The 19,238-nt window shown below is 74.5% G+C and carries 15 protein-coding genes, 1 tRNA gene and 1 other RNA gene; 7 read left to right on the top strand and 10 right to left on the bottom strand.

Going from position 1 to position 19,238, the window contains the following annotated elements; genetic code table 11:
• Positions 1-25: 25 nt before the first annotated feature.
• The 5 genes from ACZ4WH_RS23070 to ffs form a co-directional block, all read right to left on the bottom strand.
• A complete protein-coding gene (locus tag ACZ4WH_RS23070; RefSeq protein WP_468183251.1) occupies positions 26-1,525 on the bottom strand; it encodes a N,N-dimethylformamidase beta subunit family domain-containing protein in 1,500 nt (499 codons plus the stop codon).
• A 275-nt stretch (positions 1,526-1,800) separates the two neighbouring features.
• Positions 1,801-4,170, bottom strand: coding sequence for a hypothetical protein (locus ACZ4WH_RS23065; protein WP_468183249.1), 2,370 nt, complete (start codon positions 4,168-4,170; stop codon positions 1,801-1,803).
• A gap of 278 nt (positions 4,171-4,448) precedes the next feature.
• Entirely contained in the window at positions 4,449-5,708 is a 1,260-nt protein-coding gene (gene purD, locus ACZ4WH_RS23060; protein WP_468183247.1) for a phosphoribosylamine--glycine ligase, read from the bottom strand.
• Positions 5,709-5,800: 92 nt separating this feature from the next.
• Complete coding sequence (locus tag ACZ4WH_RS23055) at positions 5,801-8,203, bottom strand: DNA polymerase III subunit gamma and tau (RefSeq protein ID WP_468183245.1); 2,403 nt, start codon at positions 8,201-8,203, stop codon at positions 5,801-5,803.
• A gap of 66 nt (positions 8,204-8,269) precedes the next feature.
• Positions 8,270-8,368, bottom strand: an RNA gene (ffs, locus tag ACZ4WH_RS23050) — signal recognition particle sRNA small type.
• Between the two features lie 119 nt (positions 8,369-8,487).
• Between ffs and ACZ4WH_RS23045 the strand changes: the two genes are divergently transcribed.
• A tRNA-Ser gene (locus tag ACZ4WH_RS23045) sits at positions 8,488-8,575 on the top strand.
• Positions 8,576-8,683: 108 nt separating this feature from the next.
• Positions 8,684-9,205, top strand: a complete 522-nt coding sequence (locus ACZ4WH_RS23040; protein ID WP_468183243.1) for a hypothetical protein — start codon at positions 8,684-8,686, stop codon at positions 9,203-9,205.
• 18 nt (positions 9,206-9,223) lie between these two features.
• On the opposite strand, the gene ACZ4WH_RS23035 is transcribed toward ACZ4WH_RS23040, so the two are convergent.
• The 5 genes from ACZ4WH_RS23035 to ACZ4WH_RS23015 form a co-directional block, all read right to left on the bottom strand.
• The gene (locus ACZ4WH_RS23035; RefSeq protein ID WP_468183241.1) at positions 9,224-11,095 is read right to left on the bottom strand and encodes a copper resistance CopC/CopD family protein; all 1,872 of its coding nucleotides are present in this window, start codon (positions 11,093-11,095) and stop codon (positions 9,224-9,226) included.
• A 66-nt stretch (positions 11,096-11,161) separates the two neighbouring features.
• Positions 11,162-11,947 carry an SDR family NAD(P)-dependent oxidoreductase gene (locus tag ACZ4WH_RS23030; RefSeq protein WP_468183239.1) on the bottom strand — a complete coding sequence of 262 codons (786 nt, stop codon included), beginning with the start codon at positions 11,945-11,947 and terminating at the stop codon, positions 11,162-11,164.
• Entirely contained in the window at positions 11,944-12,420 is a 477-nt protein-coding gene (locus tag ACZ4WH_RS23025; protein ID WP_468183237.1) for a cupin domain-containing protein, read from the bottom strand. The genes ACZ4WH_RS23030 and ACZ4WH_RS23025 overlap by 4 nt, the downstream gene beginning before the upstream one ends.
• A complete protein-coding gene (locus ACZ4WH_RS23020) occupies positions 12,417-13,004 on the bottom strand; it encodes a GNAT family N-acetyltransferase (RefSeq protein ID WP_468183235.1) in 588 nt (195 codons plus the stop codon). The genes ACZ4WH_RS23025 and ACZ4WH_RS23020 overlap by 4 nt, the downstream gene beginning before the upstream one ends.
• Positions 12,997-15,990 (bottom strand): penicillin acylase family protein, encoded by a 2,994-nt coding sequence (locus ACZ4WH_RS23015; protein WP_468183233.1) that lies wholly within the window; start codon positions 15,988-15,990, stop codon positions 12,997-12,999. The genes ACZ4WH_RS23020 and ACZ4WH_RS23015 overlap by 8 nt, the downstream gene beginning before the upstream one ends.
• Before the next feature lie 85 nt (positions 15,991-16,075).
• Between ACZ4WH_RS23015 and ACZ4WH_RS23010 the strand changes: the two genes are divergently transcribed.
• The 5 genes from ACZ4WH_RS23010 (at position 16,076) to ACZ4WH_RS22990 (ending at position 19,231) form a co-directional block, all read left to right on the top strand.
• Complete coding sequence (locus tag ACZ4WH_RS23010) at positions 16,076-16,798, top strand: siderophore-interacting protein (RefSeq protein ID WP_468183231.1); 723 nt, start codon at positions 16,076-16,078, stop codon at positions 16,796-16,798.
• Between the two features lie 143 nt (positions 16,799-16,941).
• Positions 16,942-17,535: an HhH-GPD-type base excision DNA repair protein gene (locus ACZ4WH_RS23005; RefSeq protein ID WP_468183229.1), complete on the top strand. Its 594-nt coding sequence runs from the start codon at positions 16,942-16,944 to the stop codon at positions 17,533-17,535.
• 108 nt (positions 17,536-17,643) lie between these two features.
• Positions 17,644-18,339 (top strand): HdeD family acid-resistance protein, encoded by a 696-nt coding sequence (locus ACZ4WH_RS23000; protein ID WP_468183227.1) that lies wholly within the window; start codon positions 17,644-17,646, stop codon positions 18,337-18,339.
• Positions 18,340-18,730: 391 nt separating this feature from the next.
• Positions 18,731-19,051, top strand: a complete 321-nt coding sequence (locus ACZ4WH_RS22995) for a hypothetical protein (RefSeq protein WP_468183225.1) — start codon at positions 18,731-18,733, stop codon at positions 19,049-19,051.
• A gap of 54 nt (positions 19,052-19,105) precedes the next feature.
• Complete coding sequence (locus ACZ4WH_RS22990) at positions 19,106-19,231, top strand: hypothetical protein (protein ID WP_468183223.1); 126 nt, start codon at positions 19,106-19,108, stop codon at positions 19,229-19,231.
• Positions 19,232-19,238: the final 7 nt, after the last annotated feature.

Genomic DNA, 19,238 nt, shown 5'->3' with positions numbered 1-19,238 from the left:
GCGCCCGGGGGTCGGCCGCGTCGTGTCAGTCGCGTTTGCAGATGCGGTCCAGCAGGTTCGCCGTGGCGCGCTGGACACGGGCGTCCACATGGCCCGGGCGGTCCAGGGCCGGGGACCAGGCGAAGGTGCCGGAGGCGAACACCCAGGCGCCGGAGGGGGCGCGGTAGAGGGACGTCTCCTGGTGGCGCAGGACGCCGTCGTTGTCGGTGTAGGGGGAGTGGGCGAGCAGGATGCGCTCGTCGTGCTCGGGCAGCGGGGTGCGCGGGAAGTAGCGGTCCGCCTCGCCGGCGACCAGGCCCGGGATCTCGTCGCCCTCCTGCGCGCCGGTCGCCTCCCACAGCCAGTGGCCGGCGTTGCGGACGATCAGCGGATGCGGCTCGGGGACCCGGCCCGCGTACTGGATGCCGACCAGCTGCTGCTCGGGCCGGTCGATCTCCCGCCACAGCACCGGCCTACCGGGGCCTTTGCGCTTGCGGCAGGTCAGCAGCCGGTCCGGGACGCCGGACGGGGACGGGCCCAGCTCCACCTGCCAGTACATGGTGTTGGCGGAGAGGAAGACCAGCGAGGTGCCACGGTCGCGGGCGTCCTCGACGGCCCGGCGCATCGGCACCGACCAGTACTCGTCGTGGCCCGGGAAGACCAGGCCCCGGTAGCGGGTGGGGTCGATCCGGCCGGCATGCAGGTCACGGGCCTCGGCGTAGGCGAGGTCGTAGCCGTAGCGCTCGGCCCAGCGGATGAAGTCGTAGGCGTGGCCGACGTGCAGGGGCAGGCCGGCACCGGCGTACGGCCGGTCGAAGGACACCGTGGTCGCCGCGTCGGGCTCCCCCAGCAGCCGGCCCTTCTCGTCCCAGGCGTGGTAGAGGCTGGCGCCGGTGCGGCCGTCCTCCGGGTACAGGTTGTACGCCTGCCAGGTGATGTCCGGCAGCAGCAGGAGGAGGTCGGCGGGGTGGTCGTCGCGGACCGTGAAGGGCACGTGGGAGCGGTAGCCGTCGACGGTGGTGAGGACGGCCACATAGGCGCCGATGCTCCAGTGGGAGGGCACCTGGAGGCGCCAGGACAGCCACCAGTGGTGACAGGAGACCGTGCGGTCGGCGGTCAGCGGCGGGGGCTGGACGATGCCGGAGAGGCGGGGGCTCGTGGTGATCTTGGACGCGCCGTCGCCGCCGTAGTGGCCGATGCGGTAGATGTCCACGCTGAACTGCTGTGGCGGGTCGACCGTGATGTGGAAGTCGATCGCCTCGCCGGGCGCGACGGCGCCGGTGGAGGTGAAGCCCTTGATCTGGCGGTGCACGTCGTCGGCCGCGCGGGGGCCGGCATCGGACGCGCGGGGCGCCGGGACGCGTGCCCGGTTGCCGCCGGTGAGCTGCTGCGGGCTGGGGTCGACGTACCAGGGCACGACCTGGCCGGTGTCGTCGAAGTACGTCTCACTGCCGCGCAGCCAGGGCAGCGGGCCCTGTCCGAAGGGGTCCGTGACGGCGTGCGCGAGTGCTCCGGACTCCCAGCGGCGGATGTGGTCCGAGGCCATGGTCGCTCCCCTCCCTCATGCCCCCCGTGCCTGTCTCGGTGGTGCTCACTGTTCTCGCTGTGCTCGGTGTGCTCGGCTGTGCTGTCTTATGTCGCGTGCCTTTGCCAAAGGCGTGGTCGGTCCCAGCACATCACATAACGCACGGGCCCGGTCACTAGTCGTTGTTAATTGACCTGAAGTGGAAGTCGCTTTTCCGGTACATGTGGCGTGGGGCTCGGCTGGGCCGGGGTCTGCGGAGATCGCCTCGGGCGGGGACGGGCGGGTTCGCCGTCGGGTCAGACGAGACGTACGGGCTTCTCGGGGCGTATGCCCGACACGGCCAGCCAGTCGCGCAGCGGGCCCGGGTCTCCCTCCTCGATCAGGACGAGGACCTTGGGCGCGAGATCGGCGGCCCGCTCGCCGCCCAGCAGCAGGGACGGGCCGTCCAGCCAGTCCAGGGCGGGAACCGCGCCGGCGGTGTCGACGGCCGCGCAGCACACCATCGCCGTGACGTGGTCGGCGAGCAGCTCGCGGGCGGTGCGCTGGGGTTGCAGCGGGAAGGGGGGCAGCCCGCAGGCGAACTCGTCCCACTGCGCGCTCTCGGGGCTCCGCCCGCCCGCGCCGCTTCCGTCCACCCCGGCGGCCTCCTCCCGGGCCAGCTCGGCACTCAGCCCGGCGGCGAGAGCGGCACTGCGCTCGGTGGTGGGGTCCTCTTCCTCACCGAAGGGAGGCTGAGGGCCGGGCTCCGGGGCGGCGAGGGCACTGCCGGCGGAGGTGGCAGCCTCGTCGGCGGGGATGCCGGGTGCTGTGGCGGAGGCGTCGACAGGGGCCGGTCCGTCGGCTTGAGAGGCAGCGGGGCCTGCCGACTGAGCACCCGTGGTTCCCGGAACGCTGTCTTCTGCCGGTGAGCCCTCCACACCGGCGCTTCCGGCTCCGGAGCCGGAAGGGCCGGGTGCCGAGGTGCCTGTCACCCCGGGAGCGGAGCCGTCGGCCCTGGAACCAGCAGCCCCGGCGACCGGAGTGCCCGGCGCCCCCGCACGAGCACCATCAGCTTTGGAAGCGGAAGGGCCGGGGGCCGGGACACCCGTGGTACCGGAGGCGGTGCCGTCGGCTCCAGAAGCGGAAGCGCCTGCGTCCGGGACACCCGCCGCCCCCGCGCCGACGCCATCAGTTCGAGAACCAGAAGCCCCAGCGCCCACGGCACCCTCGGCTCCGGAACCAGAAGCCCCGGCGTCCAGGGCACCTGGCGCCTCCGCGATCGTGCCGTCCGTCTCGGAAGCGGAAGCGCCGGCGGCCACGGCGCTCTCGGCGCCCGAACCGGCATCCTCCGCTGCGGAACCAGAAGCCCCAGCGCCCATGGCACCCCTCGCCTCCGAAACCCTCCCCCCGGCGGTAGCCGTGAGGTGGTCCAGGACTCGGGCCAGGGTGGGGCCGCCGGGGTCGGGGGTTCGGGGGTCCAGGGAGGGGCGGACGCCCAGGGTGTCCAGGACGCGGTGCAGGCGGGCCGCGTCGGCGCGCCAGGTGCGGTCCACGACCTCCTCGGGGTACGCCTGCCAGTCCACCGGCGCCCAGTCGGGGCCCGACTCGGCGGGGCCCCCGTGGAAGAGCCGGGCGGCGAGGAGGGAGGCGGCCTCGTCGATCGCGCCGGGTTCCTCCAGGAGGTCGCACGCGGGCCGCTCGCCGAGCCGGGAGGTGAAGCCCTCGGCGAGCCGGTCCCGGCGGGACAGCTCGGTGAGCGCCGCCACCACACCCGCGTCCAGCCGGGACGGCCACCGCCCCATGCGCCAGGCCGGCAGCGCCACTCTCGTCAGCAGCCGGTCCCAGCCGGCGTAGGCGAGCCCGACCTGCTCCTGGGCGACGATCCGCAGGCCGTAGTCCACCGCCTGGGCGCGCTCGGCCGCCGCCGCCGCGACCCCGCGCTCCATCTGCGTCGCGTGCTCCCGGCAGCCGCGCAGCAGCAGACGGGCCACCCAGCCGAGGGCGGCGCACACCCCGCGGGTCAGCGGGCAGCGGCCCCTGGTCGAGGCGACCGCCACGGCCGCGTCCAGCCCGCGCACGAAGCGCCGGGCGGCGGCTATGTCCGGGTGCGCCGAGGGGCCCGTACCGGCGATGACCGGGGCGAGGACCGCGCGCAGCTCGCCGACCCGCATCCACCACAGGAAGGGGGAGCCGATGACGAGGACCGGCGCGACCGGGGTCCGGCGGCGGCCGGGGCCCGCTATCTCGTCGGGCGCCGGACGCGGGGGCGGGCCGTGGGCCGAGTGGGCCCGGTCCTCCAGCCAGCTGTCGCAGTCCGGGGTGAGCGCTATGGCCGAGGGCGCCGGCACGTCCAGCCGGTCGGCGAGGTCGCGCACCATCCGGTACAGGTCCGGGGCGGACTCCTCCGGGATCGGCACCGTGGGACTCATGGCGGGGCGCGCCCGGGCCACGACCACCCCGATGCCGGCCGCGGCCAGCAGCACCAGCACGGCGAGCACGCCGACGACCCACCGGGCGACGTCCCAGCCCGGGCCGACGAGATGGCCGGTGGAGGCACCGGTCAGCAGGATGACCGCGGCACCCGCGGGCAGCAGGGCCACGGCCAGCGCCCGGCCCCGGACCCGCAGCACGGCGAGGGCCCGGGAGCGCGCGGCCTGCGCGCCCAACTCCACACCGATTCCGGTCACGTGCCGATCTCGCCCCCTCCCTGCCGATCGGGTGCTGCCCTGGTCTTGCTCACTCCCCCACTGTGGCACCCGCCACTGACATCGCAATGCCGGTGGGCCATGTGCCGGAACGCTTGCGCGGCACCCTAGTTGGGGCCCCGGCGCTCGTCAGCCATATGGGCGATTGCTCACTCGATGGAATGGCTTTGGTCAGAGCTGGGTGACAGACAGCAAAGATCAGGCCCCGGATTGCGTCCGGGGCCTGGGGTGCGTGGGAGCGGCCGCGTTGACGCCTGCGCCTACGCCTGCGCCGCCTGTGCCGCCTTCGCCGCGATGTCGGTGCGGTGCTGGGAGCCGTCGAGCCGGATCCGGCCCACCGCTCGGTACGCCCGCTCGCGGGCTTCGGCCAGGTCCTTGCCGGTGGCCGTGACGGACAGCACGCGTCCGCCCGCGCTGACGACCGCGTCGCCGTCCCGCTTCGTGCCGGCGTGCAGCACGTACGCGTGCGGGGCGTCCTCGGCGGCCACCTCGTCCAGGCCGGTGATCGGGTCGCCGGTGCGCGGGGTGCCCGGGTAGTTGTGCGAGGCGACGACGACGGTGACGGCCGCGTCCTCGCTCCAGCGCAGCGGCGCCAGGTCGGCGAGGTTGCCGGTGGCGGCGGCCATCAGGACACCGGCCAGCGGGGTGTTCAGCCGGGCCAGCACGACCTGGGTCTCCGGGTCGCCGAAGCGGGCGTTGAACTCGATGACCCGGACCCCGCGCGAGGTGATCGCGAGACCGGCGTAGAGCAGCCCGGAGAAGGGCGTGCCCCGGCGGCGCATCTCGTCCACCGTCGGCCGCAGCACGGTCTCCAGCACCTCGTCGACCAGCTTCGGGTCGGCCCACGGCAGTGGCGAGTACGCGCCCATGCCACCGGTGTTCGGGCCCTCGTCGCCGTCCAGGGCGCGCTTGAAGTCCTGGGCGGGCTGGAGCGGGACGACGCTCTCGCCGTCCGTGATGGCGAACAGGGACACCTCGGGGCCGTCGAGGAACTCCTCGATCACCACGCGCTCGCACCCGGCGGCATGCGCCCGGGCGGCCTCGACGTCGGAGGTGACGACGACACCCTTGCCTGCGGCGAGACCGTCGTCCTTGACGACATAGGGGGCGCCGAAGGCGTCGAGGGCCTCGTTGACCTCCTCGGCGGTGGCGCAGACGTAGGAGCGGGCGGTCGGCACGCCGGCCGCCGCCATGACGTCCTTGGCGAAGGCCTTGGACCCCTCCAGCTGCGCGGCCTCCCGCGAGGGACCGAAGACCGGGATGCCCGCCGCGCGGACGGCGTCGGCGACGCCGGCGACCAGCGGGGCCTCCGGGCCGACGACGACCAGTTCGGCACCGAGACCGGTGGCCAGCGCGGCCACGGCGGCGCCGTCGAGCGCGTCGACCTGGTGCAGCTCGGCGACCTCGGCGATGCCGGCGTTGCCGGGGGCGCAGTGCAGCGCGGTGACGTCGGGGTCGAGGGACAGGGAGCGGCACAGGGCGTGTTCGCGGGCGCCGCTGCCGATGACGAGGACCTTCACGGGGGTCAGCCTAATGGCAAGGTTGCCGAAGGCTGGGCGCCGGGTTTGTTGGACTTTCCTCCAAAGGGGCTGCTCCGCGCGCACGGCAGCCCTCACTCGTTGGTGAACTCCTCCACCACCGTCGCCCCCAGTTCCCGCACGATCAGCTCATGGCCGGAGAGCGCGGACTCGTTGAGATCCGGGTCGTCGTCCTCCGGGATGTCGTCCTCGATGGAGACGGGCGGCGGCTCGGGCGCGGCGGTCGGCCGAGGGGCCGGGGCGGACGCGGAGGGCGCGGCCGGAGCGCTGCCCTGCGGGGCGGCAGGCGGCTGCGGGGACGGCTGGGAGCCTCCGGGGCGGGGTGCGGCCGGGGCGCCGTAGCCACCGCCGGGGGCGCCGCCATGGCCACCGGCGGGAGAGCCGCCGTAGCCGCCGCTGGGCGCGCCGCCGTAGCCACCTGCGGCCGGCGGGGCGGAGCCGCCGCCGGACGGGTCGACGATCGCCTCGATCTTCCACTGCACGTTGAACTGCTCGGCCAGCGCCTGCCGCAGCACGTCCTCGCTGCCGCTGCCGGCGAAGTTGTCACGGGCGCCGGCGTTGACGAAGCCGAGCTGGAGGGTCGTGCCGTCGAAGCCGGTCACCTGGGCGTTCTGGCTGAGCAGGATCCAGGTGAAGCGACGGCGGTTCTTGACGGCCTCCAGGATGTTCGGCCAGAGCGCGCGCGGGTCGAGACCGCCGGCCGGGGCGGCCGGGGCGGGAGCCTGAGGCGCCGGAGCGGCCGGGGGCGCGGGCCGACCCGACTGGTACGACGGCTGGGGCTGCGGCTGGGCGGGGGCCGGACGACCGGGACCCGGACCCTGCGCCGGGCCCTGACCCTGCCCGGGGCCCTGACCCTGGCCTTGGCCCTGCTGGCCGCCCGGAGCGGCGGCCGTGGGCCAGCCACCGGGGCGGCGGCCGCCACCGGCGGAGGCAGCGGTGGGCCAGGCACCGGGAGCGGGGGCGGCAGGGGCAGCCGGAGCCTGGGCGGCAGGAGCGGGAGCGGGGGTGGGAGCAGGCGCGGGGGCAGGCGTCGTAGGCACCGGAGCGGCCGGGGCGACCGGAGCCGGCTCACCCGCACCCGTCGGACCAGAGGCACCGCCCGGACCAGCCGGAGCCCCGGCCGGCGTACCGGCCACGGCCGGGCCACCCGCGGCCCGGACCGCCGCACGGGCCGCCGCAGGCCCCCCGCCGGGCGGCACGGACACGCCACCGTCACCCGGACCGGCACCTGCACCCATGCCCGGTGCGAGGGCGCCGCCGTGGGCCTCGGGACCGGGGACGTACCCCATGGACGGCGCACCGGCGCCGCCCGAGAAGCTGATGCCGCGCTCCAGGCGGTCGAGCCGGGCCATCAGGGACCGCTGGTCGCCGTAGGCGGCGGGGAGCAGGACACGGGCGCAGATCAGTTCCAGCTGGAGGCGGGGCGAGGTGGCGCCGCGCATCTCGGTCAGGCCCTCGTTGACGAGGTCGGCGGCGCGGCTCAGCTCGGCGGCGCCGAAGGTCTCGGCCTGGGCCTGCATCCGCTCCAGGACGTCGGCCGGGGCGTCGAGGAGCCCCTTCTCCACGGCGTCGGGCACGGCGGCGAGGATCACCAGGTCCCGCAGCCGCTCCAGCAGGTCGGCGACGAAGCGGCGCGGATCGTTGCCTCCCTCGATGACCCGGTCGACCACCTCGAAGGCGGCGGCGCCGTCACCGGTGGCGAAGGCCTCGACGACGGAGTCGAGCAGGGAGCCGTCGGTGTAGCCGAGGAGGGAGGTGGCCATGGCATACGTCACACCGTCCTCTCCGGCACCGGCGAGGAGCTGGTCCATGACGGACATGGAGTCACGCACGGAGCCGGCGCCCGCGCGCACGACGAGCGGCAGTACGCCGTCCTCGACCGGGATCTTCTCCTTCTGGCAGACCTCGGCGAGGTAGTCCCGCAAGGTGCCGGGCGGCACCAGCCGGAACGGGTAGTGATGGGTCCGCGACCGGATGGTCCCGATGACCTTCTCGGGCTCGGTGGTCGCGAAGATGAACTTCAGATGCTCGGGCGGTTCCTCGACGACCTTCAGCAGCGCGTTGAAACCGGCCGACGTGACCATGTGGGCCTCGTCGATGATGTAGATCTTGTACCGGCTGCCGGCGGGTCCGAAGAATGCCTTCTCGCGCAGCTCACGGGCGTCGTCCACACCACCGTGGGAGGCCGCGTCGATCTCGATGACGTCGATCGAGCCCGGTCCGTTGCGCGCGAGGTCGCGGCAGGACTGGCACTCGCCACAGGGCGTCGGAGTGGGACCTTGCTCACAGTTGAGACAGCGGGCCAGGATGCGCGCGCTGGTCGTCTTGCCACATCCGCGCGGCCCGCTGAACAGGTACGCGTGATTGACCCGGTTGTTCCGCAGCGCCTGCTGCAACGGGTCGGTGACATGCTCCTGCCCGATGACCTCCGCAAAGGTCTCCGGGCGGTAGCGGCGGTACAGCGCGAGAGACGACACGCATACGAGGTTAATGGCGCCCACTGACAACCGGCCCCGCCCCGGACCCGCACCCACCCCACGGAGAACGCAAGCGCCCCCCACGCACCCGCCAGAGCCGACCTACCCTTGCTGCCTTCCGGCCCTGGGGGAGTTCAGTCAGATAGCGCCGCGTGAGGGGCTGTGCCCCACAGTACCCGATGGCGGGCGGCGGTCTGTACTCGATCGGGACGCGGACCCCACCCGGGGACGGCCTGCGGGAACGAGTTCGCGAGCACTCCCCTCGGTCATGTAATGTTTCCGGCGGAGGATTCGCCTAGAGGCCTAGGGCGCACGCTTGGAAAGCGTGTTGGGGGCAACCCCTCACGAGTTCGAATCTCGTATCCTCCGCCAGCCCAGAGGGCCGGACCACGTCGGGTGGTCCGGCCCTCTGGCGTATCCGGGTCCGTCCGATGCCGTTCGGGTCACCGGATGCGACCTGTGGGACGAAAGTGCACTGTGGTGACTGAGCTTCTTTCGCTGGAGGTGAGGGCGTTGAGGCGTTCGTTCACCGCTGTGGCCGCCGCCACAGTGCTGCTGGGCCCCGTTTTGTCCGTGGGCGGTACGGCGGCCGCCGCGCAGGCGCGGGTCCCGGCCTCCGCTCCGGCGACCCAGTGCGCGTCCCAGGACGCGTATCCGCCCGGCGGCGGCACCGACATCGGCGGGACGCCCCACCGGTTCAAGTACGCGAGCTCCCCGTACGCGGGCGCCCGCTTCGACGCCTGCGCCAACACGCTGAAGCTGTACTACGGCGGCTATTCCAGCCCCCGCTACGCCTACTACGAGGTCCGGTACACGTATCCGTCACAGCTCGGCTGGTACAGCTGGCAGCTGCGCATGGGCGAGTACCGGGTCGCGACGGTCGACGCGCCCGCGCGCGGCGACTGGAACTTCAAGGTCAGGGCGTGCGCCGGTTCGATCGACGAGGCGGGGCCCGGCAGTTGCACGGCCTGGTCGCCGCAGCTCTTCCTGCACGCCGTCTGACCCCGCCGGTCCCCGCCCCTACCGCGTCACCCGCACGGGTGCCGACACCGTCACCTGGTCCAGGTCCGATACGCGGACCGTCGCCTTCATCGTCCAGGTGCCGGGGAGCGGGAGGGTGAAGGAGGGGGTGGCCCAGTAGCCGCCGCGGTCGGTGAGCCTGGTGTCCAGGGGGCCCAGGCGCTGGGACGGGAGCGTGAGGGTGACGCGGAGTTCGGGGACCGTGGAGAGGCCGCCGTCGGGGCCGTAGATCACCGCCTGGAGGGAGTTGGTGCCGACGCGGCCGGGGTCCAGGGTGATCTGCACCGTGCCGTGACCGCCCGGGGCGCCGGTGTCGAAGGGGATCGTCGTGACCGAGGCCGCCGGGATGCCCGTCGCCGCGGAGGGCGTGGACTGGGCGGTCTCCGTCGCCGCGCGGCCGGGCACCGTGCTGGTCAGAAGCGTCGTCAGCGCCAGGACCAGCGCGGCGGCCACCGCCTCAAGCAGGACCGAGCGGCGCAGGAGGTGGAGGGGTGGGGCCGGGGGTGGTTCCGGGGAGAGTTCGGGGAGCGGAGGGCCCATGGCCGGTTCGGGGACGCGGGCGCGGGTGGCGGCGGCCGTGGGGCGGACCAGGCGGGCCGTCCAGGTGCGGGAGCAGGCCGCCGCGAGGAGGAGGGCGGTGACCGCCGCCAGCTTGGCCAGGAGCGTGCGGCCGTACGTCGTGTCCGTGAGCGCCTGCCAGGAGCCCAGTCCCCGCCAGGACTGGTAGACGCCGGTCACGACCAGGACCGTCACCGAGGCGAACGCCAGGCGGGAGAAGCGGGCCGGGACCGAGGCCGGCAGGGCGGCGGCCGGTTCCGGGGCGCGCCGGAGCGTCCACAGGAGGGCGGCCAGGCCGCCCAGCCAGGCCGCCATGGCCAGCAGATGCAGGGTGGACGACACGATGGCCACCGGGACCTGGATGCCCGCCGAGGCGTGGTCGGACGCCGACCAGGTCAGGGACAGGGCGACGGCGAAGGCCACGGCCGCCGCGAGGGTGGCCCGGCGCGGGAGCCTGACGCGGCGGGTTCTGAGGAGGGTCACGGCGACCGCGGCCAGGAGCAGCAGCGCCAGGCGGAGCAGCAGGAGCCGGCCGGGGCGGGTCGTCGCCGTGTGCGTGAGGGCGGACAGGGAGAAGGCGGACGTCGGGGAGGTGGCCTCCTCGTAGGGCGCTCGCAGGAGGTACAGGGCGAGGGTGGAGGCCAGGAGCGTGGCCGTGGCGGCCAGGGCGGGGGTGCGCAGGTGGGCCGTCGTCGGCGGGCGGCAGTACGCCACGAACGCGGCTGTGCCCAGGAGCAGCGCCAGGGAGAGGTAGGCGAGGTAGCGCGCGATGGTGTGCAGGGCCGTGGTGGCCCCGTTCTCCGTGCGCTCCCGGGGCAGGGCGGCCAGTGCCGCCGTGCGCTTGCCGACCGAGAAGGTGAGGGCGCCGGACACCGGGTGGCTGTCGGCCGACACCACCCGCCAGGCGACCGTGTACGTCCCGGTGGCGAGCCGGGCGGGGAGGGTGACGCGCGCGGTGTCGGAGCGGTCGGCGGCGTGGCCGGCGGGGCCGGTGCGGACGCGGTGGTTCTCGGGGTCGTAGACCCGGAAGGAGTCGGTCAGCAGGCCGACCGACTCGGTGAAGGTGAGGGTGACGTGGCGGGGGGCGGTGCGCAGGACGGTTCCGTCGGCGGGGTCCGTCGCGCGCAGGACGGCGTGCGCCGAGGCGGGCGTCGCCGTACCGAGGAGGAGAAGGGCGGGCAGGAGGAGTACGAGCAGGAACGTGCCTGTCCGGCGCCGCGACGGGCCGCGTCGTCCGCGCGGTCGCCGGTAGCCGCCCTGGGCTCCCTCACGGTCTCCGCCGTGGGCTCCGTCGTTGTCCGCGTCGCGCAGCACCGTCAGCCTCCGTTCCCACCGTGCACCCGTGCCTCCCCATAGGTACGGGGGGAACGCGCCGCCTGCTCACCAGGTCGGACGGGTCGTCACTCCGCCGTCCACCACCAGGTCGTGGCCGGTGATCCAGGACGCGAGCGGGGAGGCGAGGAAGACACAGGCGTCGGCCACGTCCTCGGGGCGGCCCAGGCGGCCGGTGGGGGCGGCGGCGAGCCAGCGCCGTACGCCGTCCGGCCACGCCTCCGCCAGGCCGGGCCGGGCGATCAGGCCGGGCGAGACCGTGTTGACGCGGACGCCGTCGGGGCCGTACTCCAGCGCCGCCGCGCGGGCGTGCGTGACCACCGCCGCCTTGGCCGCGCTGTAGTGGGCGTGGCCGGGCGCGGGGTGGCCGGCCTCGATGGAGGCGATGTGGGTGATGGTGCCGCCGCCATGGGCGCGCATGTGGGCGGCGGCTGCCTGGGTGCAGGCGAAGACGCTGGTGAGGTTGGTGTCGACGACCGTGCGCCAGTCCCCCGCGGTCAGCTCCGGGAGGGGCTGGACGGGTTGGACGGCCGCGTTGTTGACGAGCGCGGTGAGGCGGCCGGCCGACCAGGCCGTCGTCTCCTCGACCAGGCGGTGGCAGGCGGCCTCGTCCGTCAGGTCCGCCTGGAGTACGACCGCCTTGCCGCCCGATTCCCGGATACGGTCGGCCACTTCGGTGGCCGGGGCGAGCGCCGTACGGCAGTGGAGGGCCACCGCCGCGCCCTGATCCGCGAAGCGCAGGGCGATGGCGCGGCCGATGCCGCCGCCCGCGCCGGTCACCAGGGCGGTTTGTCCGTCGAGCAGAGGCACGGGCGGCGTCATGGGCGGCGTCATGGGCGGCACAGTTCCGTGATCAGGGCGGCCTCGGCCGGGTAACGCGCCGTGAGGTCGGCCGCGTCGCCGTGTTCGTAGTCCGGGTAGGTGAATCCCGGGGCCATCGTGCAGCCGAAGAACGTCCAGGACCCGCCCGTGGCCACCCGCGCGCCCATCCAGGTGCGGGCCGGCACGGTCAGCTGGAGATGCTGACCGGAGCGCAGGCCGGGGCCGAGGACAGGGGTGCGGGTGGTGCCGTCGGGGGCGAGGAGCAGGAGCTGGAGCGGGTCGCCGAGGTAGAAGTGCCAGACCTCGGCGAACGGTAGGCGGTGCAGGGCGGAGAAGTCGTCGGCGGTGAGCAGCGCGACGATGGCGGAGCCCTCGGGACGGCCGTCGGGACGGGCGGGCCCGGCCCAGGTACGCCGGAACAGGCCGCCCTCGCGGGGGATCGGTTCGAGACCGTAGTGCGCGATCAGCTCGTCGGGCGTCGTCACCTGGGGAAGGCTACCGCCCGGTCCAGGAAGGCGAGTTGCGCGTGCTTCTCCGGCAGGTACACGTCGGGCAGGTCGACCTCGGGGAGGACGACGGCGGGGCCTCGCTCGAAACCCTGGCGTTCGAAGCGGGCGATGGCCTTGGCGTTGCGTACGTCCGGGTCGATCACGATCCGGTGGCGGCCCAGGACCACCAGCACGTACGTCGTGATCGCCGTCAGCAGGGCGGACGTCCAGCCGGGGCGCGGGCCGCCGGGGCCGGCGGGGGCGAGGAGGAGGTGGACGCCGAGGTCGCCGGGGCGGACGTCGTAGCACTCGCCGACCCGGTCGGCGGACGGCTCGTACGTCTGGAAGAGCGCGGCCGGTTCGCCGTCCACGGTGACCAGGTGGGCGTGGTGGGTGTCGAGCGTGTCCATGTGGGCGTAGATCTTGGCGACCTGGGCCCGGGTGAGGCCGTTCATGCCCCAGAATTCGGCGCGTTCGTCGCTGACCCAGGCGTGGATCAGCTCCGCGTCGCCCTCCGGGTCGAGGGGCCGGATGCGGACGGTTCCGTAGCCGTCGATGTGCTGGACGTGCAGGTCAGTCATCGGATTCCTCGGTGGGTTCGGTGAGTTCGGTGAGTTCGGTGGGTTGGGCGGGTTCGGGGTTTTCGCGGGTGACGGGGTCGGGGCGCTCGGGGGTGAGCAGGGACCAGTCGGTGACCACCGGGGCCAGTTCTCCCGTGAGCCACAGGGGGAGTTGGTCGCGGTGGTGGGCGGAGCCGGGTACGCCGTCGGCTCCGAACGGGACCACCCAGCGGCTGTTGGCCCGGTCGGCCAGGTCCCAGACATAGCGGGCGGCCGGGCCACGGGCGGCGCGGTCGGTGAGGCCGGGGACGGCGGAGGTGCACAGCACGCAGTCGTGGTCGCCGGCGAGACCGGGTGCGTCCGTGCGGGAGTCGGGGTCCGGTGGGAGCGCCGTCCAGGGGGCCAGGCGGTGGGTGGCGGACCAGGGGCCGGTGGGGGGTGCGGCGGCGACTTCCTCCAGGGCGGTACGGACGGCTGCCGCGCGGTCGATGCCATACAGGTCCTCGGCGCGCAGGAGGTGTTCGAGGGCGTGGCCGACGCGCGGGACGAGGGCCAGCCAGGGGAGCAGGACGTCCGGGTAGGCCGGGGGCTTCCTGAGCGGGGCGAAGACCGGGTGGGCGGCGAGGTGGCGTACGACCGCGCTCCGCAGCGCCGCGTACGCCGCCGCGTCCGCACTGTCCGCCGCCATCCGGCGGTCCCAGGCGAGCAGACGGTCCCGGAGGGCCGCCGCGGCCGGGCTGAGGGCGGTGAGGCCGGAGAGGGCGGCGAGGTGGTCCAGGAGGGGCGCGGCGGAGCCGAGGTGGGTGTCGGTGTGGATCGCCGGCATGCCGTCGGCGGTCCAGGTGGGACGCGCGTCGAGCAGGGCGCGGATGCGGGCGGCGCGGTGGGGTGGGGCGAACTCGACGCCGAGGGAGGTGGCGAGGCCGCGGGCGTTGGCCATCACCGCGATGCCGTTCTCGGTGGGCGGGTGGGCGTACGGCGTCTCGTGCGCGCCCTGCCATTCGTGGCCGGGTTCCCAGGCGGGGACCGGGTGGAGGCGGTTGGCCTCGGCGCGCAGGGGGACGTGGCCGGCGACGCGGTGCAGGGTGCCTCCGGCGGTGTCGGCGGCCTGTACGACGTTGACCGGCTCGGTCCAGGCGTCCAGGGCGGTGTCGATGTCGGCGACTGTGCGGGAGCGGAGGAGGGGGAGGAGGGCGCTGAAGCCGAGGTCTTCTGTCACGCGGGGTGGGTAGCGCAGGGCGAGCGCCTCGGCTGCGCCGTCGGCCAGGTCTTCGTTCCCACCCGCACCCCCCGTGCGGCTTTCGTCGCCGGGTGCGGGTGGCCCCAGCGGTACGTCCCCACCGCCGGCGACCTCGCGTCCGTACGCACTTCCCTGCCCCGCCGGCCACCCCGACCACTGCCCGGACATGCCGCCGCGAAGCCCGTAAGCCCCGAGCCCCGCGTCAGCCGACTTCCCCGGACCCCGAAGACCCCGCGCCTGCACAGGCACTTCGGCCACCGAACCCTCCGAGCCCCGCGCAGCAACCGACCCCGCGTCCGCCGAACCCTCCGAAAGCCGCGCAGGAACCGGCCCTACGACCGTCGAACCCCCCGCCTGCACCGGCACTCCGGCCACCGAATCCTCCGGACCCCGCGCAGCCACCGACCCCGCGTCAGCCGACTCGCCCGGAGCTCGCGCAGCCACCGACCCGACGCCCGCCGAACCCTCCGAGCCCCGCGCAGCCACCGACCCCGCGTCAGCCGACTCGCCCGGAGCCCGCGCAGCCACCGACCCGACGCCCGCCGAACCCGCCGCAGTCACCAGCCCGACGCCCGCCGAACCCTCCCAACCCCCCGCAGCCACCGGCGCCGAGCCCCCCGCGCCCTCCTGGCCCCCCGAAGCCACCGAACCCGCCGACCTCACCGGAGCCACGGACCCCGCTGCCCCCGCTGCCCCCGCTGGACCCGTCGACCCCGCCAGACCCACCGAAGCCAGCGAACCCGCCGGGCCCGCCGACCCCCTGGGACCTACCGGACCCGCCGTACTCACTGAACCCACCGAACCCCCCAACCCCGCCGGACCCACCCCACCGATCGCCTCAAGCCCCTCCGGCCCTCCGGCGATCACCGGGCCCCGGGGCGTTTCTATGAGCTCTATGTCGATGGGCTGTTCGCCGGCGACGTGGATGGTTTCCGTGTGGCGGGTGGCTCGGTGCCAGGTGCCGTCCGGGTTCAGGGCCTCGATGCCCGCGCCGGTGCGGCGGAGCCGTTCGCGGTAGAGGTCCTGGTAGTCGGCCATGGCGTTGGTGATGGCCCAGGCGACCGTGCCGGTGTGGCCGAAGTGGGCGATGCCGGGGACGCCGGGCACGGCCAGGCCGACGACGTCGAACTCGGGGCAGGAGAGGTGGATCTGCTGGTAGACGCCGGGGTCTTCGATGAACCGGTGCGGGTCGCCCGCGATGAGCGCGTGCCCCGTCTCGGTGCGGTCGCCGGTGACCAGCCAGCCGTTGCTGCCCGCCGTACCGGGCCCGTCGGTGGCGAACAGGCCGACGGCGTCGGGACCGAGGTGCCGTATCGCCTGTTCCCGCCAGAGCTTGGCCGGGAAGCCCGCGAAGAGGATGTGCGTGCCGAGCCAGACACCGAGGGGAGTCCACGGCTGCCAGCGGCCCGGGGTCAGGCCGGCACGGGCGAACTCGGGGGCGCGGCCGGCGCCGGCGGGCAGCCCCTCGTTGACGCCGTCGACGTACGCCCGCACCCAGTCGGCCGTCTCCGGGTCCCGCCGTTCCAGCGCGGCGAAGCAGCGGCGGGCGGTGTCGTCGAGCCGGGCCCGGCGGGCGAAGACGTCCCAGGAGAGCGCCTCGGCGCCGAGGAAGGAGGCGGAGGTGCCCTGGGCGCGGTGGCGCTCGACCTCCAGCTGCCAGGCCCGATCGTGGGCGGTGACCCGGCCCTGCGCACGGGCGAGTTCACGGGCGCTGGACGCGCGCAGGTGCGGGATGCCCCAGGCGTCGCGGTAGGTCTCGGTGGTCACCCGGGGATCTCCCTGTGCTCTGTACTTTAGGTTAGCCTTGCCTAAGTTTTCTGTGGCGGAAGCGTACGCGAACGATGGAGGGGTCATGGGGCAGGGGCGGGGTTGGGAAGGCGCGGTCCTCAAACTGCTGCGCGCCAAGGACTTCCTGTTGACCGTTCTCGACGCGGAGGACGTCACCCCCGACTACCGGCGGCTCCGGCTGAGCGACGGCGGCCTGCTCGCCGCGACCGGCGTCCACCCCACCATGTGGGTCCGGCTGTGGTTCTCCGCCGACGGCAGCCCGCACCAGCGCGCCTACACCCTGGTCGACCCCGACCCGGCCGCCGGCACCTTCGGGCTGGAGTTCGCCCTGCACGAGGGCACGGCCTCCGACTGGGCACGGGCCGCACGGCCCGGCGACACCGTCGAGGCCACCGTCCAGGGCACCGGCTTCCGGGACCCCGACCCGGCGCCCTCCCACGTCGTCGCCATAGGCGACCCGGCCTCGCTGCCCGCGATCAACTCCCTGCTCGGCGCGCTGGGTCCGGCCCCGGCGACCGTCTGGTTCGAGGGGGACCCTGCGGGGCTGCCCTGCCGGGCCGAGCCCGGCCGGCACGAGGTGCGGGCGGTGCCACGCCGGGACGCGGGCGCCCTCCTGGTGGAACGGGTCCGCGCCGAGCTGCCCGCCGTCCTCGCCGGCACCCCGCACCCGTACGTCTGGATCGCCTGCGACGCAGCGACCACCCGCACGCTCGCGGCCCACGTCCGCAAGGACCTCGGCGTGCCGAAGCACCGGGTGCACGCACTGGGGTACTGGCGCGCGGAGTGAGCAGCAGGGGCGAGCCGAGGGGGAGCGCCCCCACCGCCGGAGCCACCCCGCCCCCGGCTGAGCGGCAACGGACAGCCGGGGACGACCGGGGACGAGTGGCCACCCAGCGGGCGGAGCGATCCCGCGCGCGGGATCATCGACCCATGGACGTCACCCTGCACCTCGCCCAGGACCCCGCGGCCGACGCGCTGCTCGGGCGCTCCGCGCTCGCCGCGCTGACCGGGATGCTGCTGGACCAGCAGATCCCCATGGAGTGGGCGTTCAAGGGGCCCCGCACCATCGCCGACCGGCTCGGCACGGACGACCTGGAGGCGCACGAGATCGCGGCGATGGACCCGGAGGCCTTCGCCGCGCTGCTCTCCGAGAAGCCCGCGGTGCACCGCTACCCGGGCTCGATGGCGAAGCGGATCCAGCAGCTGTGCCAGTACCTCGTCGAGCACTACGACGGGGATGCGGAGGCGGTCTGGCGAGGCGTCGACAGCGGAGCCGAGCTGCTGCGGCGGCTGGAGGACCTGCCGGGGTTCGGCAAGCAGAAGGCACAGATCTTCCTGGCCCTGCTCGGCAAGCGGCTCGGGGTCGCGCCCGAGGGCTGGCGGGAGGCCGCCGGAGCGTACGGCGAACCGAAGTCCTTCCGGTCCGTCGCCGACATCACCGGCCCGGAGTCGCTGGCCAAGGTCCGCGCCCACAAGCAGGAGATGAAGGCGGCGGCGAAGGCGGCCAAGTCGGTGAAGAAGTAAGTCCCGCCGCACGCCGCCCCGCCGCTGCCGGGACGGTCGCCTCACCCTCGACCACCCACTCGGCCCACCCCGCTGGCCCCCGCCGCCCGGCCGATCCCAGCATGGGGCATGAGCGAAATACCTGGCAGCGGTCCGGAGCGGGACCGCGCGTACGACGACCGACATGTCCACGCGGGGGCGCCGCCGGGCAGCCACCCCGCGGCGGCCGCGCCCGGCGCTCACCATGAGCCGGAGCCGCCGTTCGAGGGCCCCTTGCACGCCCTGTCCCGGGCCGCCTGGCAGGTCGTCCTGCTCACCGGGATCGGCTCCCTGGTGCTCGGGGTCCTGGTGCTGGTCTGGCCGGGCGCCTCCCTGCTGGCCGCCGGTGTGCTGTTCGGCCTCTACCTGGTCTACAGCGGCATCTTGCAGCTGGTGTCCGCGTTCGGCACGCACCGGGCGACCTCGCTGCGCGTGCTGGCCTTCATCAGCGGCGCGCTGTCGATCCTGCTCGGCCTGTTCTGCTTCCGCGGGCCCATGCAGTCGATCCTGCTGCTCGCCCTGTGGATCGGCATCGGCTGGGTGTTCCGCGGCATCACCCAGACCCTGGCCGCCGTGCACGACTCCCGGATGCCCGCGCGGGGCTGGCAGATCTTCCTCGGCATCCTGACCTTCGTCGCCGGGATCGTGCTCATCGACTCACCGTTCGAGTCGGTCGCCGTGCTGACCCTCGTCGGCGGGATCTGGCTGGTCGCGGTGGGCATCGTGGAGATCGTCACCGCGTTCGGCATCCGCGGTCGCACCCGCCACGTACCACAGACACTGTGACCCCTGCCGTGACCACCAACAGGGCCCCTGCCGCGACCACCACCAAGACCCCGGGTGCGACCGCCACCAGGCCCCGGGGTGCGACTACCGCCGAGACCCCCGCGGGAACCCAGATTGCGCCCTCTGCCGCGACCCCTGCGAGGACCCCGCTTCGGCCTCCGCCGGGCCCGCCGCCAGGGCCCGCCATGACCGACACCGCGACTCCCGCGACCACCCCGCTTGCGACCTCCAAAGCGACCCCCGCCGCGACCCCCGCCAGAACCCCTGCCGCTACCACCACCGAGACCGCCACCGCGACCGCCGTCAACCGTGCGTGCCGTTCGTACGCCGAGCGGGCGGATCTCGTTCCCGGCGTGCTGTGCTTTCCGCGCGCCGTGGGGAGAACGTTGCCGTGAGCAGGAGCAGGAGCACGCCTCGGGGCCGTACCTGGCTACGCGTCCTCGTGCTGCTCCTCGCCCTGTGGGTGCCCGGCGCGCATGTGCCGGCCCAGGCGGCGCCTGATCTCGCCGTGGCGGCCGAGACCGCCGAGCACGACGTCCTCGACACGCCGCTACGGCCGCCCGCCCGTGTGGTCCACCGGGCCGACACGCCCGAGCGCCTCGCGCCCCTCCCCGCCCCGGCGCCCGCGCGCCCGGCGGCCCGTCCGGGCCCCGCCGCGCACCGGGCGCCGTACACCGCGCCGTTGCTGCGCACGGTGGTCCTGCGCTGCTGACAGACCCGCGTCCCCCGCAAGGTCAGTCGGCACGACGCGAGGAGCAGCACAGCCATGCCCAAGGATCCCTACGCCGTCCTGCGCGCCCTGCTGCGCGCGGAGGCCCGGCGCGGTTCGGCCCCCCGGCCGGACCAGCGGACATCGGAACCCCAGCGGTCGCCCGAGGAACGGAACCGTTGACCCGGCA

The organism is Streptomyces sp. NPDC029138, from assembly GCF_055564375.1.
The sequence above is the reverse complement of the archived record's forward strand: the minus strand, read 5'-3'. Positions and strand labels throughout refer to the sequence as shown.